Origin of the sequence: Nannocystis pusilla, from assembly GCF_026626665.1 — a bacterium.
Lineage (GTDB): Bacteria > Myxococcota_A > Polyangia > Nannocystales > Nannocystaceae > Nannocystis > Nannocystis pusilla.
This window is the reverse complement of the sequence record NZ_JAPNKE010000002.1, coordinates 10,865,806-10,886,837: the sequence shown is the minus strand read 5'-3', so window position 1 is coordinate 10,886,837 and position 21,032 is coordinate 10,865,806. Positions and strand designations below refer to the sequence as shown.

General features: G+C 71.1%; 21 protein-coding genes and 1 pseudogene. 8 read left to right on the top strand and 14 right to left on the bottom strand.

Translation table 11 applies throughout. From position 1 onward, the window contains the following. Nucleotides 1-16 precede the first annotated feature (16 nt). Complete coding sequence (locus tag OV079_RS48135) at nucleotides 17-781, top strand: carbon-nitrogen family hydrolase (RefSeq protein WP_267776914.1); 765 nt, start codon at nucleotides 17-19, stop codon at nucleotides 779-781. Nucleotides 782-885: 104 nt separating this feature from the next. Here the strand turns inward: OV079_RS48135 and OV079_RS48130 are convergent, their stop codons facing one another. The 3 genes from OV079_RS48130 to OV079_RS48120 form a co-directional block, all read right to left on the bottom strand. Continuing rightward, complete coding sequence (locus tag OV079_RS48130) at nucleotides 886-1,335, bottom strand: hypothetical protein (protein ID WP_267776913.1); 450 nt, start codon at nucleotides 1,333-1,335, stop codon at nucleotides 886-888. A gap of 125 nt (nucleotides 1,336-1,460) precedes the next feature. Further along, complete coding sequence (locus OV079_RS48125; RefSeq protein ID WP_267776911.1) at nucleotides 1,461-1,964, bottom strand: hypothetical protein; 504 nt, start codon at nucleotides 1,962-1,964, stop codon at nucleotides 1,461-1,463. 211 nt (nucleotides 1,965-2,175) lie between these two features. After that, a complete protein-coding gene (locus OV079_RS48120) occupies nucleotides 2,176-2,796 on the bottom strand; it encodes a hypothetical protein (RefSeq protein ID WP_267776910.1) in 621 nt (206 codons plus the stop codon). Between the two features lie 60 nt (nucleotides 2,797-2,856). On the opposite strand from OV079_RS48120, the gene OV079_RS48115 reads away from it, so the two are divergent. Further along, complete coding sequence (locus tag OV079_RS48115) at nucleotides 2,857-4,545, top strand: ABC1 kinase family protein (RefSeq protein WP_267776909.1); 1,689 nt, start codon at nucleotides 2,857-2,859, stop codon at nucleotides 4,543-4,545. Nucleotides 4,546-4,552: 7 nt separating this feature from the next. On the opposite strand, the gene OV079_RS48110 is transcribed toward OV079_RS48115, so the two are convergent. Continuing rightward, nucleotides 4,553-4,915 (bottom strand): hypothetical protein, encoded by a 363-nt coding sequence (locus OV079_RS48110; protein ID WP_267776907.1) that lies wholly within the window; start codon nucleotides 4,913-4,915, stop codon nucleotides 4,553-4,555. Here OV079_RS48110 and OV079_RS48105 point away from each other — a divergent pair. After that, nucleotides 4,910-5,392, top strand: a complete 483-nt coding sequence (locus OV079_RS48105) for a hypothetical protein (protein WP_267776906.1) — start codon at nucleotides 4,910-4,912, stop codon at nucleotides 5,390-5,392. The two genes, OV079_RS48110 and OV079_RS48105, sit on opposite strands and share 6 nt — an antisense overlap. A 134-nt stretch (nucleotides 5,393-5,526) precedes the next feature. On the opposite strand, the gene OV079_RS48100 is transcribed toward OV079_RS48105, so the two are convergent. The 7 genes from OV079_RS48100 to groES all read right to left on the bottom strand — a co-directional run bounded on the left by OV079_RS48100 (nucleotide 5,527) and on the right by groES (nucleotide 10,960). Beyond that, a complete protein-coding gene (locus tag OV079_RS48100; protein WP_267776905.1) occupies nucleotides 5,527-6,279 on the bottom strand; it encodes a hypothetical protein in 753 nt (250 codons plus the stop codon). After that, entirely contained in the window at nucleotides 6,279-6,815 is a 537-nt protein-coding gene (locus OV079_RS48095) for an RNA polymerase sigma factor (RefSeq protein ID WP_267776903.1), read from the bottom strand. The genes OV079_RS48100 and OV079_RS48095 overlap by 1 nt, the downstream gene beginning before the upstream one ends. A 47-nt stretch (nucleotides 6,816-6,862) precedes the next feature. After that, nucleotides 6,863-7,174, bottom strand: a complete 312-nt coding sequence (locus OV079_RS48090; protein ID WP_267776900.1) for a hypothetical protein — start codon at nucleotides 7,172-7,174, stop codon at nucleotides 6,863-6,865. Between the two features lie 43 nt (nucleotides 7,175-7,217). Further along, nucleotides 7,218-7,916, bottom strand: a complete 699-nt coding sequence (locus OV079_RS48085; protein ID WP_267776898.1) for a hypothetical protein — start codon at nucleotides 7,914-7,916, stop codon at nucleotides 7,218-7,220. Between the two features lie 68 nt (nucleotides 7,917-7,984). After that, nucleotides 7,985-8,800 (bottom strand): SDR family NAD(P)-dependent oxidoreductase, encoded by an 816-nt coding sequence (locus tag OV079_RS48080; RefSeq protein ID WP_267776896.1) that lies wholly within the window; start codon nucleotides 8,798-8,800, stop codon nucleotides 7,985-7,987. Between the two features lie 161 nt (nucleotides 8,801-8,961). Then, nucleotides 8,962-10,608: a chaperonin GroEL gene (gene groL / locus OV079_RS48075; RefSeq protein WP_267776895.1), complete on the bottom strand. Its 1,647-nt coding sequence runs from the start codon at nucleotides 10,606-10,608 to the stop codon at nucleotides 8,962-8,964. A 52-nt stretch (nucleotides 10,609-10,660) separates the two neighbouring features. Further along, entirely contained in the window at nucleotides 10,661-10,960 is a 300-nt protein-coding gene (gene groES / locus OV079_RS48070) for a co-chaperone GroES (protein ID WP_096330647.1), read from the bottom strand. Nucleotides 10,961-11,259: 299 nt separating this feature from the next. On the opposite strand from groES, the gene OV079_RS48065 reads away from it, so the two are divergent. Further along, nucleotides 11,260-12,030, top strand: a complete 771-nt coding sequence (locus OV079_RS48065) for a hypothetical protein (protein WP_267776894.1) — start codon at nucleotides 11,260-11,262, stop codon at nucleotides 12,028-12,030. 114 nt (nucleotides 12,031-12,144) lie between these two features. Here the strand turns inward: OV079_RS48065 and panC are convergent, their stop codons facing one another. Together panC and panB are read right to left on the bottom strand one after the other, a co-directional pair. Further along, nucleotides 12,145-12,981, bottom strand: coding sequence for a pantoate--beta-alanine ligase (gene panC, locus OV079_RS48060; RefSeq protein ID WP_267776891.1), 837 nt, complete (start codon nucleotides 12,979-12,981; stop codon nucleotides 12,145-12,147). A gap of 5 nt (nucleotides 12,982-12,986) precedes the next feature. Then, nucleotides 12,987-13,879 (bottom strand): annotated as a pseudogene (gene panB, locus OV079_RS48055) (3-methyl-2-oxobutanoate hydroxymethyltransferase). Between the two features lie 395 nt (nucleotides 13,880-14,274). On the opposite strand from panB, the gene OV079_RS48050 reads away from it, so the two are divergent. The 3 genes from OV079_RS48050 to OV079_RS48040 are packed head-to-tail and all read left to right on the top strand — an operon-like array spanning nucleotide 14,275 to nucleotide 18,978. Beyond that, entirely contained in the window at nucleotides 14,275-15,237 is a 963-nt protein-coding gene (locus OV079_RS48050; RefSeq protein WP_267776887.1) for a hypothetical protein, read from the top strand. Nucleotides 15,238-15,258: 21 nt separating this feature from the next. Further along, complete coding sequence (locus OV079_RS48045) at nucleotides 15,259-16,767, top strand: DUF1501 domain-containing protein (RefSeq protein WP_267776885.1); 1,509 nt, start codon at nucleotides 15,259-15,261, stop codon at nucleotides 16,765-16,767. Nucleotides 16,768-16,785: 18 nt separating this feature from the next. Continuing rightward, nucleotides 16,786-18,978 (top strand): hypothetical protein, encoded by a 2,193-nt coding sequence (locus OV079_RS48040; RefSeq protein ID WP_267776882.1) that lies wholly within the window; start codon nucleotides 16,786-16,788, stop codon nucleotides 18,976-18,978. Between the two features lie 257 nt (nucleotides 18,979-19,235). Here the strand turns inward: OV079_RS48040 and OV079_RS48035 are convergent, their stop codons facing one another. Continuing rightward, complete coding sequence (locus OV079_RS48035; protein ID WP_267776880.1) at nucleotides 19,236-19,898, bottom strand: hypothetical protein; 663 nt, start codon at nucleotides 19,896-19,898, stop codon at nucleotides 19,236-19,238. A gap of 436 nt (nucleotides 19,899-20,334) precedes the next feature. Here OV079_RS48035 and OV079_RS48030 point away from each other — a divergent pair, with 436 nt between their 5' ends. Then, nucleotides 20,335-20,988, top strand: coding sequence for a hypothetical protein (locus tag OV079_RS48030; protein ID WP_267776878.1), 654 nt, complete (start codon nucleotides 20,335-20,337; stop codon nucleotides 20,986-20,988). Nucleotides 20,989-21,032: the final 44 nt, after the last annotated feature.

The following is a 21,032-nucleotide window of genomic DNA, read 5'->3' as shown; positions in this document are numbered from 1 at the left end:
GCAGGGGGACCGGAGCATGAAGATCGCGGCGATCCAGAGCGACATCGCGTGGGAGGACCCGGAGGCCAACTTCACTCGCCTGCGCCCGTGGGTGGCCGCGGCGGCCGCCGCGGGCGCCAGGCTGGTGGTGCTGCCCGAGATGTTCGCCTGCGGCTTCTCGATGACGACCGCCAAGATCGCCGAGCCGCCGGGCGGGCCCTCGACCCGCTTCCTCGAGCACCAGGCGCGCCAGCACGACCTGTGGATCTGCGGCAGCGTGCCCGAGGTGCCGCTCGGCGAGGCCAAGCCCTACAACACGCTCGTGCTCGCCAGCCCGCACGGCCAGGTCGTCCGCTACCGCAAGATCCACCCGTTCTCGTTCGCCAGGGAGGACGAGCACTACGGCGCCGGCACCGACCACATCACCGTCGACGTCGACGGCCTGCGCTGCACCCTGTTCGTCTGCTACGACCTCCGCTTCGCCGACGAGTTCTGGGGCCGCGCCGAGCAGACCGACGCCTACGTCGTGGTCGCCAACTGGCCCGAGCGCCGCCGCCACCACTGGACCACCCTGCTGCAGGCCCGGGCGATCGAGAACCAGGCCTACGTCGTCGGCGTCAACCGCGTCGGCCACGGCAACGGCCTCGACTACAGCGGCGACAGCCGCATCGTCGACCCCTGGGGCGAGGTGCTCGCGGCCGCCGCCGGCGGCGAGACGATGGTGCTCGCCGACGTCCGCCCCGAGGTCGTCCGCGACGCGCGCGAGCGCTTCCCTGTCCTCAAGGACAGGCGCAAGTCCTGACCGCGCCGCCCGCTCCCACATGCCCCGAAGGACAGGTGAGGCATCCGGCCGCCGCCTCGCCTCGCGCGGGTCGGCCACCGGGCTGTCCCGGCAGACATGTCCCATCAGACATCCTCGCCGAGCGCCAGCAACGCGGCGCGGGTGATCACCAGCGGCGTGAACGTCAGCGCCCCGAAGCCGCACGCGACCGTCTGCCGGGCCCACGCCGCGTCGTCGTCGCCGACGATCGCCAGCAGCGCCGCCGGGCCGCCGCGGCGCAGCCCGAGCAGGGCCGCGTAGCACGGCCACAGGTACGCCCGCGCCTGCTCCTCGCGCGCGGGTGGGGCCACCACTGCCAGCCAGGTCGACGGCCCGCCCAGGCGGTGGAGCGCGAACGCCAGGTCGGCCGACCACTCGTGCCCGTGGGCGTACAGCTGAGTGTCGCCGATGTCGACCGGCTCGGCCTGGGCCGGCTGCTCGAGCTCCCAGCCGAGCAGGCGGTGCAGCGCGTGGACGACCAGCTCGGGCCGGCGGTGCAGGAGGTCGAGGACGGGATCGACGGGCGAGGCGCACACCCGCGGGGCCATGCACGCCGCGCCGCGACCCGCTCGCGCGAAATCCCCTGTGCTTTCGCGCAGCCGCCTCACCGGGCCGTCCCGCCCGCGGGACGGGCGTCCAGCCGGCGGGACGCCTGCCGGCCCTACTCGGCCGGCACGTGGACCACGAGGTCGCCGCCCTTGCGCTTGAGACACACCGCGCACGCGTCGGGCACCAGCGGCTCCTCGTAGCGCGGCTCGAAGGTCTCCAGGGCCACCGGCTCGCCGTCGCGCTCGACCGCGACCACGAACTTCGCCGGCCCGCTCCAGGTGTTGCCGCGGATCTCGAGCACCTCGAGCTGAAGGCCGGTCTCACCGGCGTGGGCCACGATCGACAGGGTGCCGTCGTCCTCGCCGTCCTCGAAGGGGGTGAAGAAGTCGAGCGCGCAGTCCTCGGCCGGCAGCGCGCAGCTCCACGTCTCCTCGGCGTAGTCGGTGGACACGCGGAACGTGTACGCCCCGGCCCGCAGCCGCCCGCCCGGCTGGCCGTCGTCGACCACGGTGAGCGGCACCGAGGCCTCGCAGCTCGAGTTCATGCAGATCCCCGACGACTTGTTGCAGCCCGCCGCCGCGAGAACCAGTCCCAAGAGCCATGTCCGTTGCAGCATGTCCTCTCCTTCATGCCCTCAAGAGCATCCGCGACGCCGGCGATCTTCCGGCGCGCGCCCCCCGCCGGCCGCCCGCGACCATGCTCCGGTCGCCGTCTTGGAGCCGCCCGGGGCGCCGATCCGCGCGGCCGCTCGGCCGCAAGAGTGCCCGCTGGAGGCTCGCCACGCCCGGCCGGCATACCAGGGCGGGGGCGGCGCAGCAACCGCCTGATCACAGGACCGAGCGCACGAGCGCGACCAGCCGCGGCGCGTCGCGCACGAGGTCGGCCAGCGCGACGTCGCGGCGCGAACGGAACACGAAGCCGATGAGCCGGTCGTGCTGGCGCCACATCACCAGGTACGCCGACTCCGAGCTCGTGCGGCCGAGGTCGACGCTCGACAGCTGCTTGAAGCCGACCGAGAGGCCGTCGATGAGCTCGACGCGCGGCATGCCCTGGATCGCCGCGTCGGCCTCCGCTCGCCGCACCGCCAGCTCCGAGGAGCCGCCCGGCACCTCCTGGTAGATCGGCTCGAACTGCGTGCTGGTGTCGACCGCGCCCCCGAGGGCTCGCCCGATCTCCAGCGCCACCGGCACCACCTGCTCGCCCTTCTGCAGCACCGCCTCGATGCCCGACGACGACGCCTCCGCGCCCTGGCGCAACCAGGCCTTGGCCGCCTCGGACAGCTCGCCGAGGCCGAGCTGCCCCGCCCACGCGCGGGCCGCCCGCGCCGCCTCCGCGGTGCGCGAGCCGGCCATCTCGGCCATCTCCGCGGCCCGCGTGCGGCCCTCGGGCGCGTCGCACCCGGAGACGGCCGCTCCGACCAGGAGCCATGTCCACAGCCGACTTCGCACGCCTCAAGTCTAGCAGATCCGGCGCCGCTGCCTGACGCCGGTCTCGTATACTGCGCGCGCGTGTCCGTCCTGCGCACGATCGTCAGCTCCTCGCGCGCCCTCGTCACCGGCGCCAAGGACGTCGCCCGCTTCCGCGAGATCGCGACCGTCTTCGTGCGCCACGGCTTCGGCTGGTGGGTCGCCCAGCTCAAGCTCCGGCGCGAGCTGCAGATCGAGCTCACCGGGGGCGAGCTGACCCGCGCCGCCGTCGGCAGCGCCGACACCGGCAAGCGCCTCGTCGCCGCCTTCACGCAGCTGGGGCCGACCTTCGTCAAGCTCGGCCAGATCCTCTCGACCCGCCCCGACCTGCTGTCCGACGCCGTCATCCGCGAGCTCACCTGTCTGCAAGACCAGGTGTCGCCGCTGCCCTTCGAGCAGATCGAGGGCCAGCTGCGGGGCAACCTCGGGCCCAAGTGGCGCGAGCAGTTCGCCGAGATCGACGAGACCCCGCTGGCCTCGGCCAGCATCGCCCAGGTCCACCGCGCCACCCTCAAGACCGGCGAGCGCGTGGTCCTCAAGGTCCAGCGGCCCGGCCTGCGCCCGAAGATCGCCAGCGACCTCAACATTTTGCTGGCGACCGCCGGCTACGTCGAGGAGGCCTTCCCCGAGGCGGCGGCGATGGACCTCGTCGGCGTCATCCGCGGGTTCGCCAAGTCGCTCGCGCAAGAGCTCGACTTCTGCGTCGAGGCCCGCAACATCGCCCGCTTCCACCGCAACTTCTCCAGCGACGACAACGTCCGCGTCCCCACCGTCTACGACGCGCTCAGCACCGAGGAGGTGCTGTGCATGGAGTTCGTCGAGGGCCGCAAGTTCAGCGAGGTGCTGCAGTCCGGCGAGGACACCCGCCCGCTCGTCGAGGTGTACTTCAAGACCGCCTACAAGATGCTGTTCATCGACGGCTTTTTCCACGGCGACCTGCACCCCGGCAACGTGTTCGTGCAGGAGGGCGGCCGCCTGGCGATCATCGACTGCGGCATGGTCGGCCGCCTGTCGCCGTCGATGAAGGACAAGCTGATCGACATCCTGTGGGCGGTCATGTCCGAGGACATGGAGGCGCTGGCGCGCTCGTTCTACGCCCTGGCGATCCCGACCGCCGGCAAGGTCGACTACGCCGCGTTCGAGGCCGACGTGGTCGAGATCGCCGAGCGCTACCTCGGCGGCGTGCCGCTGTCGGAGCTGCAGATCGGCGAGCTGTTCGGCGAGCTGGTCGCCGGCGCCACGCGCCACCGCGTGCGCATGCCGACCGACTTCACGATGATGTTCAAGGCGATCCTCACCACCGAGGGCCTGGCCCGCTCGATCGCCCCCGACGTCGACCCGCTCGAGCAGGCGCGCCCGTTCATCTCGCAGATGATCCAGGACCGCTACAGCAGCGAGCGGATCAAGCAGACCCTGCTGGCCGACTTCCACCTGCTGTCCCGCGCGGCCCACAGCCTGCCGCAGCGCTTGCCCGCGCTGCTCGAGGACGTCCACGAGGGCCGCCTCGCCGTCGGCCTCGCGCCCGCGTCGCTGACGGCCCTCGACAAGGCGGCCGAGCGGCGCATGAACCAGGGCGTACGCGCCGCGCTGACGATCACTTGCATCGCCTGCGGCACGTACGCCCTCGGCCTCGGTCTGCCGGCGACGTCGCCGATCGGAATCCCGTGGATCTCGACCCTGTTCTACGCGGCCGCCGCCTACGGCGTGATCGGCCTGCGCTGGCGCTCGTGAGCGCGGCTCACTGGCAGAAGCCAGCCTCGCCCGGGAACGGCATGTCGCAGGCGTTGCTCAGGCAGTCCGCGGGGCCGTTGCACGGCGCGAACGTCCCGCCGTCGCTGCAGTAGCCGACCACCGCGTTGGGCTGGTCCTTGACGCACTTCCAGTCGGTCGGGCAATTCGCCGCATCGGTGCACAGGCCGATCAGGCAGATCTTGTCCTTGTCGGGCAGAAGGCCGTTGTTGCACACCGCGCCCTCGGTGCCGGTGGGGCAGGTGTCGTCCTGCGAGCAGTACGGCAGCGTGTAGCAGCTCGCCTTGTCCTCCGACTCCTGGAAGCACACCGCGTTCGACTCGCAGCCGTCGTCGACCGGCGAGGGGTGCACTGGGTCGGCGGCGGCGGCGTGCTGCAGAAGCCGCTCTTGCACACCTGGCCCTCCTCGCACGGCACGTCGGGGCAGGTCGTGACCTCCTTGTTGTGGCACAGCATGTCGGTGTCGGTCGCGCAGAACTGGTTCTCGGCGCAGTCCCCGTCGCTGGTGCAGCCGATCGCGCAGATGCCGTTCCAGCAGAACTGGCCGTCCGGGCACGGGCTCGACGCGCTGCATGGGCCAGGCACGTCACCGTCGGTCGTGGTGGGGTTGCCGCTGGGGTTGCCGGTGGGATTGGTCGAAGCGGTCGAGGCGCCGTCGGTCTCGTCGGAGCTGTCGGTGCCGTCGCCGAGCGAGGCGTTGCAGGCCGCGAGGCACAGGGCGGCGAAGAGCGAGCGGAGCTTCAAGGTAGTCGTTGTCGTCATGGCGTCGTTCTCTCGTTCCATCGGTTCGTTACCGCGGCGGCGATTTTTCAGCGGGCCAGGGCCCTGAGGTTCCTCAACCCGAGGACCGCGTGAGCCAGTGAATACGCAGCGCGGCTATCTGCCCGGAAATTCCATCTTTGGACATGACAAAGGAGACATGTACGATCGTACATGTCTCACAGGGCTCTCACCGAGCGAGCTTCACGCGCCGGCGCAGCTGCTCTTGACCCGCGGCGCGTGCGTCGAGTCCGGCCACTTGTCCAGCATGTCACGGGCGACGCGCCGCGCGTCGGCGACGCGACCCGCCAGGCACAGCGCCTCGACGTGGTAGGCGGTCCGCTCCTGCACCAACTGTCCGCGGACACCGAAGCGCCGCGCGTGCTCGTCGACGCCGGCCAGCGCGCGGGCGCTGTCACCCTGCTTGAGGGCGCCGCGGATCTGTCCGATCAGCTTCAGCTCGGCGGCGAAGTCCGCGGGCTCCTCTTCCGCCGGCGCCTCGGCCCTGACCTTGGTGCGCGGCTTCTTCTTGATCCCCTGCGGCTCCTCGGGGACCGGCTCAGGAGCGGGCGCCTCGATCACCGGAGGTTTCGGCGCAGGCGCAGGCGCCTCCACCCTTGCAGGTGTCGGCGCGGGCGGAGAAACTTCGAGCCTGGCCTCGGGGACAGCTTCGATCGGCGCCGCGACGGCCACGACCGGCGCCGCCGCGGGCTTATCGCGGGCGGCCCACACGCCGACCGCGGCCGCGATGAGCGCGAGCCCGGCGATCACCTTGAGGGTGACCCCGCCGCCCGCGGCCTTCCCGAGGGTCGCAGGCGCGACGTCGGCGCCGCTCGGCGGAGCTGGCCCATGGGCCAGGCGATGTTCGACGGCGGCCCAGATCCGATCCTCCGCGCCCGGCTCGGGCACGGCCTCGCGTTCGGCGCGGAGCAGGTCTTCGAGCCTGTCGGACTGCATCAGCGCACCTCCGTCCGCGCCGCCGCAGGCAACGCACGCTCGAGCTGCTGCCGCGCCGCTCGCAGCCGCGAGTACACGGTGTTGACGTTGAGCGCGAGGCCGGCGGCGATCTCCTGCGCAGTCATGCCCTCGAGCTCGGCGAGGACGAACACCGCCCGCCGCTCGTCGTCGAGCTGGTCGAGCAATTTCAATAAGGTGTCGGTCGCGTCCTTGCGCGCGTAGGGGTCGGAGCCGCCGCCCTCGGCGTGGGCCTCGGCGAAGGCCTCGACGCGCCGCAGGTGCCGCGAGGCGCTGCGCCGGTGGAGCTGGACCACGCGCATGGTGATGGCGAACAGCCAGGTCCGCATCGAGGCCTCGCCGCGGAACTCGGTCAGCCTGCGCGCGACGATCAGGAACACGTCCTGGACGACGTCGTCGAGCGCGGGCGCGGGCGCCCCGAGCCGCCGGGCGCTGCGCCACACGAACTGGAAGTGCTCGCGGTAGACCGCCACCAGCGCGGGGCTGGGCGGAGCGGCGGCTTGGGCGGCGGCGGACATGGACTCGCGGGTTTGTGACCGGCTCCGCGAATTATCATCACGACGGGTCACGGAAATCGGACTTCCACCGCGAGCAGCGCGCGGACGCTCGCCAGGGCGCTGTGATAGACCAGCCCGAGGTTCTGCACGGTGAACCGGGGTCGCACGACGTGGATCGCGCCCTCGACGATCGCGCCGACCGCGACGCGCGGATGAGGCGCGTAGAACACGCCCGGAGCCAGGTGCAGGGCGACGAACAGCTGGTGCCCCGCGCTGGTGATCGGGTAGCCGACCCCGCGGCCGTAGAGGGCCCCGATCTCGAGGCCGGCGCACAGCGGGAACTCGAACTTGCGCGCGTGCAGCAACGGACACCCGCGCACCGCGCCGACCGCGAGCTGCAGGTCGGCCCCGCGGTCCGGCGTGTCATCGAAGCGCGCTCGTCGCAGCGGCCCGTAGCCGACCTCGAACTCGAGCCGCGCGCGCGGCCAGATCAGCGCCGGCGTGAGCCTCAGCAGCGCCCCGACGCCCGGCAGGTCGCCGAAGCTCAGGCCGGCACCGAGACGCACGCCGCCGCGCACGCCTCTCCTTCTTCTTCTCCAGGGGCGGCCTCGGCGGCTCCGGCTGCACGGGCTCAGGGGGCGCGAGCTCGGGCTCGGGCTCGGGCGGCTCCGGTTCGGGCAGCGGCTCGGGGTCCTCGACCGTCTTCGCCTCGGCCGCGACCTCGGCAGCGTCTGTCTCTTCGGACATGCGCTCGAGGACAGACGGATCGATCGCCATCGCCGCGATCAAAGCCCCCGCGCGCGCGAGGGCGTCGCACTGCGCGTGCGTCAGCGACCGCTGGAGCGTGCCCTCGTCGCTGACGGTCCACAGCCTCAGATCGAAGCCGCCGCCGGGCTCCTGGCGGACGCGGGCGATCGCGGTGAGCCGCGGCCCCTTGCGCTCGGCCAGCGGTCCGCCGAGCAAGCGCTCGAGCTCGGCGACGACCTCGGCCTCGACCGGGCAGCTCGCGGGCGCGTCCCAGCGGAACTCGACGACCGGCCGTGGACTCGCGGGTGCAGCCAGCGCCGGCTCCACCGCGCCGGCCCACAGCGCCGCGACCACACCGATGTGAAGACTCCCCACGCGCGCGCGAGGATCGTCCGCCGCAGCCGCGATTTCAACGGCGAAAACCCGCGCGCACGAGCGCACGCCTAGGACAGACCACGACGGCGCATGAAGGCCGCCTTGTTCTTGGCGCCGCGGCGCTCCAGAGCCGGCCGCAGCCACACGCGCAGGCGCGGCGACAGGTAGCCCAGAGTCGCCAGCTTGCCGGACGCGAAGGGCAGATCGATCTCCATCGGGCTGCGCGTGTCCTGGATGCACGCGAGCACCGCCTCCGCGCACTCCTCGGGGGTGCTCATCGGCTGCGAGAAGGTCAGGTTGCTGACGCCCTGGATGTCGGAGTCGAAGAAGCTGCTGTCGACCGGGCCCGGGTTGACGTTGGCGATCCGGATGTCGCGCCGCGCGAGGTCCTCGGCGGCCGCCAGCGCCCAGAAGCGCAGCCCGGCCTTGGAGCCGGAGTACACCGCCGAACCGGGCACGCCGAGCTTGCCCGCCAGGCTGGCCACGTTGACGACGCAGCCGCCGGCGCGCATGTGGTCGACGGCGGTCCGCGTCAACGCCACCGGCGCAGTCAGGTTGACCGTGACGATCTCGGCGAGCGCCTCGGGCGGGTGGCGCAGCATGTCGCCGCGGTGGTGGACGCCGGCGTTGTTGACCAGCACGTCGAGGCCGCCGAAGCGCATGACCACCTGGTCGATGAGCCATGTCAGTCGGGACAGGTCACCGACGTCGCACGCGATCGCCACGGCGCCGGTGCCGACCTCGGCGGCCGCCGCCTCGAGCTTGCCGGCCGTGCGCGCCACCATCACGACGCGCATGCCCGACTTGTGCAGCAACTTGGCCGTCGCCAGGCCGATGCCCGACGACGCGCCGGTGACGAGCGCGACCCTGTCCTTGAGCTCCACGGCGGCGACGCTAGCAAAACCCCGCGCAAAAGAAACGAGCCCCGATCGCTGCCGATCGGGGCTCGTACACCTCGGACCTTCGAGCCGTTAAAGGCCGAGCCCCGTCCCTCGCGGAACGGGGCTCGTGCGCGCGCCTGCGGGTCGGCAGGCGCGGGCCGGGCTCACATGTCCATGCCGCCCATGCCGCCGCCCGGGTGACCGCCGGCGCCAGCCGCAGGGGCCTCCTTCTTGGGCTTCTCGGCGATCATCGCCTCGGTGGTCAGCATCATGCCGGCGACCGAAGCGGCGTGCTGCAGCGCGGTGCGGACGACCTTCGTCGGGTCGATGACGCCGTCCTTGACGAGGTCGACGTACTGGCCGCTGCGGGCGTTGTAGCCGAACGCACCCTCACCGCCGCGGACGGCGTTGATGACGACCGACGGCTCGGCGCCGGCGTTCGCCACGATCTGGCGCAGGGGCTCCTCGATCGCGCGACGGATGATGCTGATGCCGACGCTCTGCTCGTGCGTCGGGGCCTTGACGTTCTCGAGCTCCTTCTGGGCGCGGATGAGGGCGACGCCGCCACCGGGGACGATGCCCTCCTCGACGGCCGCGCGGGTCGCGTGGAGCGCGTCCTCGACGCGAGCCTTCTTCTCCTTCATCTCGACCTCGGACGCCGCGCCGACCTTGATCACGGCGACGCCGCCGACCAGCTTGGCCAGGCGCTCCTGCAGCTTCTCACGGTCGTAGTCCGACGAGGTCTCGTCGATCTGGGCGCGGATCTGCTTGACGCGGGCCTGGATGTCGGCCTTCTTGCCGCCGCCGTCGACGATCGTGGTGTTGTCCTTGTCGATCGTGACCTGCTTGGCGGTGCCGAGGTCCTTCAGGGTCAGGTTCTCGAGCTTCTCGCCGAGGTCCTCGGTGAGCGCCTTGCCGCCGGTCAGGACGGCGATGTCCTTGAGCATCTCCTTGCGGCGGTCGCCGAAGCCCGGGGCCTTGACGGCGGCGACGTGGAGGGCGCCGCGGATCTTGTTGACCACGAGGGTGGCCAGCGCCTCACCGTCGACGTCCTCGGCGATGATGAGGAGGCTGCGGCCCTGCTTGGCGACCTGCTCGAGCACCGGCAGCAGGTCCTTCATCGTCGAGACCTTCTTCTCGTAGCACAGGATGTACGGCTCGCTGAGCGAGACGACCATGCGCTCCTGGTCGGTGATGAAGTACGGGCTGAGGTAGCCGCGGTCGAACTGCATGCCCTCGACCACGTCGAGGTCGGTCGTCGAGGACTTGTTCTCCTCGACGGTGATCACGCCCTCCTTGCCGACCTTGCTCATCGCCTTGCTGATGAGCTTGCCGATCTCCTCGTCGCCGTTGGCGGAGATCGTGCCGACCTGCGCGACCTCCTCGTCGCTGCTGGTGGCCTTCGACAGGTTGCCCTTGATGAAGCCGATCAGCGCCTCGACGGCGATGTCGATGCCGCGCTTGAGCTCCATCGGGTCGTGGCCCGCGGCGACCATCTTCAGGCCCTCGCGGTAGATCGCCTGGGCGAGCACGGTCGCGGTCGTGGTGCCGTCGCCGGCGATGTCGGAGGTCTTGGAGGCGACCTCCTTGACCATCTGCGCGCCCATGTTCTCGAACTTGTCCTCGAGCTCGATCTCCTTGGCCACGGTCACGCCGTCCTTCGTGACCGTCGGGGAGCCCCAGGACTTCTCGATCACCACGTTACGGCCGCGCGGCCCGAGGGTGACCTTGACCGCGTCGGCGAGGATGTTGACCCCGCGCAGGATCGCGTGACGAGCGGACTCTTCAGAACGAACTTCTTTGGCAGCCATGATGTGTATCTCGTGTGTGGGTGAGAAAAAACGGTTGCGTCGTCAGGCCCGCTCAGGCCTCGAGGATGGCGAGGATCTCGTCCTCGCGCAGGATCATGTGCTCCTCACCGTCGAGCTTGATCTCGGTGCCGGAGTACTTGCCGAACAGGACCTTGTCGCCCGCCTTGACCTCGAGCGGGGTGCGCTTGCCGTTGTCGTCGACCTTGCCCGGACCGGCCGAGATCACCACGCCCTTGGCGGGCTTCTCCTTGGCGGAGTCGGGGATGAAAAGACCACCGGCGGTCTTCTCCTCCTCGGACATGCGCTTCACCAGCACGCGATCGTTCAAGGGACGAACCTTCGTCGTTGTCATCTGCGGTCTCTCCTGGGATTTCCGATGCAGGGCCCCGTGGGGGAAGATGCTGTTCGCGGTTTGCGAGCGTTCCCGCGCGACTCCGCCTAACTCTGCGTAATCGCCGTGGAAATTTGCGGGAGCTCGGTTAGCAATCACCCATGTAGGAGTGCTAACGCGGCGCGGAGTGTAAAGCGAGTCCCAACCCGGTCAACCCCTCCTGTCGGGGCGTTATCGGCTCGGAATCCGTGCGGTTAACTCACATAATTGGCTTGCTTGGTCGGTCGTCTCTGGTAGCGTGGGGAAATAGGAATCTTCCCATGCCCGAGCCAGAACTTCGTTTTGCAGGCACCCTCGAGTCCTTCTTCTACGACCGCGTGGCCCAGGGAAAGACCGGTAGCTCGCTGCCGACCGAGGTCGGGGCCTACGTGGTCCACATGCTCGCCGACCACGTGCGCCGGACCAGCGTCGCCGGCCGCACCGCCGGGCCGCTGGCGCTGCAGTTTCTCGCGGCCCGCGAGCAGCAGGGCGCACGGCGGGCTCAGGCGCTGCGGGCGGTCGGCGACCGGGCGCTGTTCATCGCCGGGGTCGTCCCGCACAGCGTCGACCGCACGCCCGTGGACCTGCGCTACGTGCGCTCCATCGGCACCAGCGCTTATCGCCAGATCGGCGAGCCCTCCGTGTTCCGCACCCTCGCGGTCACGTTCGAGGCCGCCGCCGAGGCGATCTCCGAGGCCACCGACAGCTGTCCGGACGCCGACCTGCTCGGCCTCTACGAGCGCTGGCAGAAGTACGGCGACCGGCGGGACGAGCAGCGCCTCGGCGCCGCCGGCGTCGTCCTGGTGCGGGGAAGCGCGACGTCCTGCAGTGACCCGCGCACTCGGATGCGCCGCTCGCTCGGCGCACTCGCGGACGGCCGCGAGGCGACCCCCTGTCCATGCGAGCAAGTCGGGTCGGTTCGGCGCCCGCGAGTTCGAGTCGAGCACCCGCGAGACTTCGAGGCACCGCCCAGTGAACACCCGACAGACTCACGAAGCACGCTCCACCCTGACGCCCCGGGCCGCGCCGCCGAGCAGTGCTCGCCCAACTGACTCACGCCGTCGAAGCACGCCGCACCGGACACGCCGGGCCGCGCCGAGCAGTGCTCGCCTGACTGGGCGCCTCGCCTTCACCCATCCGCGGCTCGCGTGCAGCCTCGGTGAGGCTCACGGTCGCAGGACGGTGTTGTCGATCAGGCGCACCCCGCCGAAGAACGCCGCCACCGCGCACAGAGCCGGTCGCGTCACTTCCGCGACTGGCTGCAAGTCGTCGGCGTCGACCAGCGACGCATAGTCGACCCGTCCCGGCGCGAGCGCGGCCGCGGGGTCGCCGAGCAGCGCCGTCGCCTCGCGTTCGCCGGCGGCGAAGCGCTGGCGGACGGCCGCCAGCCAGCGCGAGATCGCCAGCGCCTGCGCGCGTGCCTCGGGGGACAGGTTCGCGTTGCGGCTCGACATCGCCAGGCCGTCGGGCTCGCGCACGATCGGCATGCCGACGACCTCGCCGCCGAGGAACAGGTCGGCGTGCATGCGCCGCAAGATCGCCAACTGCTGGAAGTCCTTCTCGCCGAACAGCGCCACGTCGGGGCGGACCAGACCCCACAGCTTGGCCACCACCGTACAGACGCCGCGGAAGTGGCCCGGGCGCGACGCCCCGCACAGGTGGCGATCGAGCGCCTGGACCTCGACCCATGTGTTCGTCCCGTGCGGGTAGAGCTCGCGCGGGTCGGTCGGGCAGAACGCGACGTCGACGCCGCACTCGCTCGCCTTGGCCAGGTCGCCGGCCTCGTCGCGCGGGTAGCGGGCGAGGTCTTCGTTGGGCCCGAACTGCGTCGGGTTGACGAAGATCGACAGCACCAGGCGGTCGCCGCGGCGACGGGCCTCGCGCAGCAGCGTCAGGTGGCCCTCGTGGAGGTAGCCCATCGTCGGCACGAACGCGACGCGCGTCGCGTGGCCGAGCGAGGCCCGCCACACCTGCATCTCCGAACATGTCCGAACGACCAGCATGGATCCTACTCCGTCGGCGGCTCCGAGCCGCTCGCGGGCGCGGGCGACGGGTTGCTGGAGAAGCTGTGCTCGGCGCCCGGGAAGCTGCCCTCGCGGACCTCGCGGCCGTAGGTGGCGAACGCGTCGCGCACCACTCCGGCGAGCTCGGCGAAGCGCTTGACGAAGCGCGGCTTGAAGCGGTCGTCGAGGCCGAGCAGGTCCTGCATCACGAGCACCTGGCCGTCGCAGCCGACCCCGGCACCGATGCCGATCGTCGGGATCGCGAGCGATTGCGAGATCTGCCGCGCCAGCGCCGCCGGGATGCCTTCGAGCACCACTGCATAGGCGCCGGCTTCCTGGAGTTGCAGCGCGTCCTGTCGCAGTCGTTCGGCGGCCGCGTCCTCGCGGCCCTGCACGCGGAAGCCCCCGATTCATGCACGCTCTGCGGCGTGAGGCCGAGGTGCCCCATCACTGGGATGCCCGCCTGCACGATCTTGCGCACCGCATCGGCTCGGCCGCCGCCCTCGAGCTTGACCGCCTCGGCCCCACCTTCTTGGACGAGCCGGCCCGCGGACAGCAGCGCTTGTTCGGCGCTGACCTGGTAGCTCATGAACGGCAGGTCGACCACCAGATGCGCTCGCTGGACGGCACGGCGGACGCAGCGAGCGTGGTAGCACATGTGCTCGAGCGTGACCTCGAGCGTGTGCGGGTGGCCCTGCATCACCATGCCGAGGCTGTCTCCGACAAGCACCACGTCTGCGCCCGACTCGTCGACGAGGCGAGCCATGGTCGCGTCGTACGCCGTGATCATCACGATGCGCCGGCCTTGGCGCTTGTATTGATGGAGCACCGGCGCGGTCACGCGGCGCGTCGTCGCGGGGATCTCCCCGGTTGCTGCGGGCTTGGCTCCGAGGGTCATACGTGGCTCGCGCAAAGCATATCGCAGAGCACCCAGGTCGCCGTCCATGAAGAATTTCGTCGCCGCGCCCCCGGGCCGGTCCCATGACGGATCGCGACATGTGTGCGGACCGATTCACGCCTCGCCTCGCGGCCAGGGCGCATCGTGTCCCTCGAGCCTGTGACGACGAGTTCACAGAGTGAACGCCCGCGATTCGACGTGCGCTGTTTCGCTAGACAGCGGTGACAAAAATCACCCGAGTGTGAAGTTCCCGCCGTGTCTTCACGGAGACTTATTCTCTGCGCTGGGAAAAGATGACTTTGATGGGAAGGACTGATCGACGTTCCTCTCGCACGAATGTCCGTGCGACGCCGCTGCATCGAGGCATCTGTCCCGTGGGACAGGTCCTCTGCGCCATGTCTCTCTGGGCTTGTGGCCAGCCGGACGGGGACACCACCGACAGCGAGCCCGACACCGAGACCGTGAGCACCGGCGACACGTCGGGCGGCACCTCCGGGAGCGACGGCACCACCGCCCCCACCACCGGCAGCACCGGCTCTTCGGGCTCCACGGGCGACTCGGGCATCGTCGTCGGCGAGGCCAAGGGCCTGCTCAACTTCACCTTCTACCCCGAGACCGCCGGCGGCCTCCCGGCCGAGCTGGGCATGGCCGGGGCCTGGCGCACCGAGCCGTTCTCCACCGACGACTTCTTCGCCGTCCAGGCCTGGGGCATGCACCTCCCGCCGCCGCCGGACGAGGCCAACACCGTCGTCAACAACTCGATCCCCGCGCCCTACGATTGGGGCAAGGACAAGACCTGGGTCACCGGCGGCAACGCGCTCAAGCTGCGCGGCGAGGCCGGCGAGTCGCTCGCGTGCCTCCTGCTCGTGCAGGACACCTTCCCGGTCTACCTCAGCGACGACGCCGAGTTCTTCGACCCGCTGTGCGCCCCCGATCCGGCGCGCTGGGTGGCGGGCGCCGAGTACGACCTGATCGCCTTCGGCGGCGAGGGCAAGGACGACGTCGTCCTGCCCGCGGCCGTCACCGCCCCGCCGGCGCTGACCGTCACCGCCCCCGACGTCGGCGTCTCGCTGTTCGAGCTCGACCGCGCCGAAGGCCTGGAGCTCACCTGGGAGACCAACGGCGGCCAGCCGAACAGGGTCGTCATCCGCCTCATCGACACCTACGGCCAGATGCTCACCGCCCACGCCGTCGACGACGGCAGCTTCACCATCCCGAGCGCCGAGCTGTCCCAGCTCGCCCCCGGCCCTGCCACCCTCACCATCGCCCGCGAGCAAAGCTTCGACCTCGGCCTCCCGGACGGCGACCTGCGGGTCGTCCTCCGCTACGAAGTCTGGGCCGATCCCGACCTGATTTAAAGGACACCCACGAGACGGACCATGCAGCGCAGAACCTTCATGAAGTCCCTCGGCGTCGCCACGGCGGCCGGCGCCTCCTTCGGCATTCTTCGTCACCCGCGGCGCGCGGAGGCGTACTGGGGCGAGTGGCCGGCCGACAAGCTCGACGCCATGATCCCCGTCGAGCGCCAGGCCAAGAACGTGCTCGAGCTCTACCTCTACGGCGGCATGAACGCCTTCGACACCTTCTACGCGGTGCCGGATTGGGGTCAGGACACCGAGCGGTTCCTCCACGCCTACTACAACCAGACCCAGGCCCGCTTCGGCCAGTGCGGCCTCGGCAACACCCTCACCGACGAGTTCGCCGAGGACGCCAACGGCCTCCTGGTCCACCTCGGCCCGTGGGTCGCGCCGCTGCGGGCCCGGCCCGACATCGTCGCGCGCATGCGGATCCTCGTACAGCGCCACGACCTCCTGCCGCACGAGGGCGCCAACCCCTACGCGCTGACCGGCAGCCGCCTCGGCTCGCCGCGCCTCGCCGGCGTCGGCGCGTCGATCCAGCGCCACTTCCTCGAGCAGCCCGGCGGCCTGCGTCCGACCCCGTACGCCTACGTCCTCTACCCCGGCGTCGAGTTCCCCACCGACAACGTCCTCGCCGCCTCCGCGATCGGCCTCCACCCCGGCTCCGCGCGGCCGCTCAGCGTCACCGTCGACCCGGGCTCGTCGCTCTCGCAGCTGCTCGCCCGCCCCAGCGTCGGCGCCGGCCGTGACAGCTACGACGCCGCCGTCGACCACTACCTCGCCGCTTATCAGCAGCGCTTCCGGCCCGGAGGCAAGGGCCAGCTGACCCGCTCGGCCGAGCGCAGCAACTTCGAGTTCGCCCACTTCGCCCGCCGCGGCGCCGGCGAGCTGTCCTCCGTGCTGTCGGCCGACCTGTTCGAGGGCGTCGCGGGCACCGAGTGCAGCGACATGGCCGGCACCGACAAGCCGCGCATGCAGGCGCGCATGGCCGCCAGCCTGCTCACCCGCCCCCAGGACCGCGCCCGCTACGTCCACTGGATCGACGGCGGCCTCAAGCCCAACCCGTCGGCCGGCCACGACACCCACGACAGCCACGTCGAGGACTCCTCGCGCAACGTCACGCACACGATGCAGTGCCTGGCCGACATCATCAACGCGCCGAACGAGAACGACCCCGGCAAGATCAACCTCGACGAGACGATGATCGTCATCAACACCGAGTTCGGCCGCACGCCGCACCGGCAGGGCCAGTCGGGCCTCAACCACTGGCCGCAGGGCATGGTCAACGTCCTGATCGGCGGCCCCATCACCGAGGCCGAGCGCGGCATCTACGGCGCCATCACCGAGGCCGAGGGCTTCGCCGAGACCTACATCAGCCCGGCCGAGAACCGCATGCTCGTGATGATGGCGCTCGGCATCTACCCGTTCAGCTCGCAGACGTTCGCCGTCGGCGACGTCGCCGGCGGGGTCAAGAACCAGGCGGAGGCGGCCCAGCGGCTGCGCGACGTCTACATGGGGCTCAAGCTCTGACCGAGAGGAGGCGCGATCATGACCCGACTTCATCCCAACTACGCTCCTCTCTTCGCATCTGTCCTCGCGTGCATGTCTCTCACGGCATGTCCGAACGACGACTCCGGGGCCTCCTCCACCGCCACCGAGGGCGTCAGCCAGGCCACCGTCGATTCGACCGACAGCGACCCGACCGCGACCGACAGCGCGCCGACCACCAGCGATACGCCGACCACCAGCGACACCGCGAGCACCAGCGGCGACTCCGGCGGCGATCCTGGCGAAGAGCCGCCGCCGGCCGGTGACGGCGAGGAGTCGTGCGACGCCGGCGACGAGGCGTTCGTCAAGCGCATCATCCCGCTGCTGCAGGGCCGCAAGCCCGAGGGCATGCGCGAGGTCCAGCTGCTGGTCAGCGCGATCGAGCAGCTCGACGCCAAGGGCCAGGACGGGCGGGCGATCGTCGCTCGCGGGCTCGCCAGCGGCGACCTCTACCTCCACCGCTGGCGCACCTTCTTCTGGGAGCAGTTGAAGATCAACCGGCTCGAGACCAAGTCGAACTACGGCTGCTACTCGCAGATGACCGGCGCCGGCGACAAGGGCGACCTCGCGGCCTACATCCGCGACAACGACGCCCAGGGCTCGAGCTTCGGCCCGCCGTTCACGATGGGCGACGTCATGATGAGCTCCCTGCGGCTCGACGACCTGAGCCCGATGTACCGCGCCGACATGTTCGCGCGCATGGCCCGGCCGCTGTCCGGCGCCAACATCACCCAGGAGGAGTTCGAGGTCAACGCGCGCTCGAACTACGGCGAGATCTTCGAATCGAGCTACCTCGGCCGCCGCAGCGGCTGCCTCGAGTGCCACACCAGCACCGAGTCGGTCACCTACAACCCGGACCCCAAGTACAACCACTTCTGGGCGCTCCCCGGCGACTTCGAGGGCGCCATCTACGGCGACCCGAAGGGCCGGCCCGAGGAAGAGGTGTACGCCGCCTTCCGCTGGACCGGCTTCGTCGACGACCAGGGCTCGGTCGAGCCGTGGGGCTGGAGCGGCAGCTGCGGCCGCTTCAACCCGGGCACTGACGGCGACATCCTCGGCATCCCCGGCTACCTCGGCGGCGCGCTGCCCGAGGGTGGCCAGCTGTTCGACATCGACCCGCTGTTCAAGACCGGCTTCGCCACCCTCGCCAGCGAGGGCCTCATGGTCGACGGCGACCTGAGCGTCGCCCCCGACCAGGCGCTCGCGTACCTCACCGCCGTCAACATCGCCAACGGCGTGTGGAAGGAGATGCTCGGCTACCCGCTGACGCTCGCGCACAGCTTCCCGCGCAACGAGAAGCAGCGCGAGATCCTCGGCGAGCTCGCCGACGCCTTCATCTCCGATGAGTACTCGCTGCGGACCCTCCTGGTCGAGATCGTCACGCACCCCTACTTCAACCAGGAGGCGCCCGACCTGTGCGACGCCTCGACCTCGTACCCCATGAAGGCGGTGTTCGACCCGTTCTCGGTCACCGCGGCCGACCCCAACATGCGCGGCAACGGCGTCGGCGACCGCGTCCAGCGCTACAGCGCCTGGGTGCTGATCGAGTCGGCGATGCGGGCGATGTGGTGGGACCTGCCGGTGCAGCAGGTCCAGGACAACGAGTGGAACTACCCGGGCATCAACTTCCTGCGCGACCAGGGCGTCTTCCTCAAGGACGCGATCAACGGCTTCAACGGCGTCGACTTCAACGGCCTGCTGTCGTGGGAGAACCAGCTCGCCAGCGGCACCAAGCAGCCGATGCAGGGCGGCTGCACCGGCCCGCTCGGCCAGGCGTGCGCGCAGTACGAGTGGATCGAGCTCATGCTGGTCGAGGCCAGCATGGTCCCCGGCGCCACCGTGGGTGACATCGCGGCGGCGATCAAGGACCGCCTCATCACCGAACCGACCATCGACGGACCGGCCGAGATCGCCGCGATCGAGGGCGTCATCGGTCTCCCGCTCGACACCCCGATGAGCGGGGCCGACACCGGCCAGCTCGAAGAAGGCGCCCGCCGGTTCGCCGGCATGCTGCTCAGCACCCCGCAGTTCATGCTGTCGGGCGTGCCCAGCCGCGATCAGGACCCGGCGGCGATCCCCGCGTTCGCCGTCCCCGGCACCGACACCGAGTCGCTGTGCAACGTCCACGCCCCGCTGATCCTCGGCGACAAGTTCGCCTGGAGCTGCAGCGCCGACGGGCTCAAGCTGCGCTGACCTGGCGCAAGTGAGAATATGGCCTCCGGGACATGGCCTCTCCGCCATGTCCCGGAGAACCCGGCCTCTGGGACATGGCCTTTCCGCCATGTTTCGGGGGCCTCGTCGCGTCCCGGCGACCGCGGGTGAACGCCCAGCCGGCTCCCACCTCGCCTCCGACGCGACCCAGCGAGCCTCCGCTCGCCCAGCCCCGCTGCGCGACGCGCTGCAGCGCTTTGCCGAGCCCTGTCTCGTCGCACCTGCCCGGCGCGCCGGCGTCACATCGGACGCAGCTCGGCCAACCGCCGCTCGACCAGCCGCCGCTCTGCTTCCTCGGGCTCCGGGCACGCCAGATAGCCCTTGAACAACAAGCTCGCGTTCGCCGGGTTCTTGAACGCGACCTGCTCGATCGCCGCCAGATAGAGGCGCTCGTGCAGCGGCAGCAGGGCATCGACAGCCATCCGCTCGGCGCTCGATGCCAGCGGACGCAGCAGCGTCAGTTCGCGTTGAGCGGCGTCGGCCGCGCCGCTGCGGTCGTAAACCAGCGACAGGAGCAGCGTCGTCCGCACTTGCTCGCGCGAGGCCGCTCGCTCGCGGGCCCGGTGCGCCAGGGCCAACGCGTGGGCCAGATCGCCGGCCATGAGCGCCGCCACGGCCGCCAGCCGATCGATGCGGTAGCCCTCGACCTCCGCCCGCAATTCCGCCTGAGCCAGGGCGGCCCGTGCAGTCGTCGCGTCGCCGAGCCCGATCGCCGCGATCGCCGTCATGATCCACGTCATCGGCGGTGGCGCCTGACCGCGGCGGGCCGCCTCGTCCCGCGCCGCTGCCAGCCATTGCGCCGCCCGCTTGCGGCTCTGGCGCTGGGCCTCGGCCAGCGCCCCGACTTCTCCGGCCAGCTCCGCCAGCGGCGGCAAGCTCGGCACCTGCGTCAGCTCGAGCATCGCGGCCGCCACCAGGACCGCAGGCGCCCCCGGACACAACCGGGCCCGCTCCGCCCACACGTTCGGCCCATCCGCGCCGACCGATTGTTTGGCGACCGCGATCTCTGCGGTCCGCTCGAGCTCGCGGCACTGACCCCACGGCCGGCTGCCCGCCTGGGCCCACACCGTGGGCGGGTCGGGCGGTCGGGGTTCCCACCCCGCCGGCGCCAGCGCCAGCCAGATCGCCGCGACGAACGACATCGATGGCGAGCCTAGCATCTGGCACAGCCCGCTGCGGCCGCGCGATCGACAGCGCCCTGCGCCGAGTACTGGTCCCTGCCCGCCGCCGGCGCACACTCGCCGCGTGACTCCCCGGCCCTCCGTTCGCGCCGGCCAGGGCAACCGGCGCCGCCGGCCCCCCGCCCAGGCCGCAGCACGCCGACACACGCGCTGGCTGATGAACCAACTTCGCCGCGGCGCCCTCGTCGTGCGCGGCCTTCCCTCGCGCCTGCGGACCCGGATCGCCTGGCGGCGGGCCGGGCAACTCGTCGTCGAACGCGGTCGGGCGCTCATGCCCGTGGCCCAGCGCGCCCTCGAAGGCATGGGCAAGGGCATCGATCGCGGGGCCAGCGAGCTCGGCCGCTCCGCCGTGGCCGGCGGGCGGGGTCTCCGCAGCCTCTCCCAGCTGAGCAGCGGCGGCCTCCGTCGTTTCTCGCACCTGAGCCTGCGCGCTCTCGCCCAATTCGCTCGCCTGTCGCGCGTCGCCGGGCTCGCTATCGGCCGTGGCTGCCGTCGCTTCGGCGAGGTCAGCGCCCACGCCTTGCGCCGCGTCGCCGACATCCTGTGGCAGCACCGGGCAGGGTTGCGCGCGCTCGCGCTCCGTGGGGCCTGGTGGGGCGCACTCGCCCTGTTGTGGTTCGGCGGCCGGGCGCTCCTCGACTTGCAGGTCCCCCTCGCCCAGGACGCCCTCCCGCTGTTCCTCATCGGCTTGGGCCTGTGCCTCCCGCTCTTCTTCGCGGGCGCCGCGCGCCTGCGCTGGGCCGGCTTTGCTCTCGGTGCCGGCCACGCCGTGCTCGCGGTGCTCGTCTGGACGATCACGACGTCCGGGTGACACCCCTTGGCGACCCCGCTCAGGCGCGATACGCCTGGGACGTG

Bases quoted from the DNA above. Each gene is read 5' to 3' on its own strand.
- OV079_RS48050 (WP_267776887.1), top strand. From the start codon at position 14,275: ATGTCTCTCTGGGCTTGTGGCCAGCCGGACGGGGACACCACCGACAGC.
- OV079_RS48040 (WP_267776882.1), top strand. From the start codon at position 16,786: ATGACCCGACTTCATCCCAACTACGCTCCTCTCTTCGCATCTGTCCTC.
- panC (WP_267776891.1), bottom strand. From the start codon at position 12,981: ATGCTGGTCGTTCGGACATGTTCGGAGATGCAGGTGTGGCGGGCCTCG.
- OV079_RS48065 (WP_267776894.1), top strand. From the start codon at position 11,260: ATGCCCGAGCCAGAACTTCGTTTTGCAGGCACCCTCGAGTCCTTCTTC.
- OV079_RS48045 (WP_267776885.1), top strand. From the start codon at position 15,259: ATGCAGCGCAGAACCTTCATGAAGTCCCTCGGCGTCGCCACGGCGGCC.
- OV079_RS48095 (WP_267776903.1), bottom strand. From the start codon at position 6,815: ATGTCCGCCGCCGCCCAAGCCGCCGCTCCGCCCAGCCCCGCGCTGGTG.
- groL (WP_267776895.1), bottom strand. From the start codon at position 10,608: ATGGCTGCCAAAGAAGTTCGTTCTGAAGAGTCCGCTCGTCACGCGATC.
- OV079_RS48035 (WP_267776880.1), bottom strand. From the start codon at position 19,898: ATGCTCGAGCTGACGCAGGTGCCGAGCTTGCCGCCGCTGGCGGAGCTG.
- OV079_RS48100 (WP_267776905.1), bottom strand. From the start codon at position 6,279: ATGCAGTCCGACAGGCTCGAAGACCTGCTCCGCGCCGAACGCGAGGCC.
- OV079_RS48135 (WP_267776914.1), top strand. From the start codon at position 17: ATGAAGATCGCGGCGATCCAGAGCGACATCGCGTGGGAGGACCCGGAG.
- groES (WP_096330647.1), bottom strand. From the start codon at position 10,960: ATGACAACGACGAAGGTTCGTCCCTTGAACGATCGCGTGCTGGTGAAG.
- OV079_RS48030 (WP_267776878.1), top strand. From the start codon at position 20,335: ATGAACCAACTTCGCCGCGGCGCCCTCGTCGTGCGCGGCCTTCCCTCG.
- OV079_RS48125 (WP_267776911.1), bottom strand. From the start codon at position 1,964: ATGCTGCAACGGACATGGCTCTTGGGACTGGTTCTCGCGGCGGCGGGC.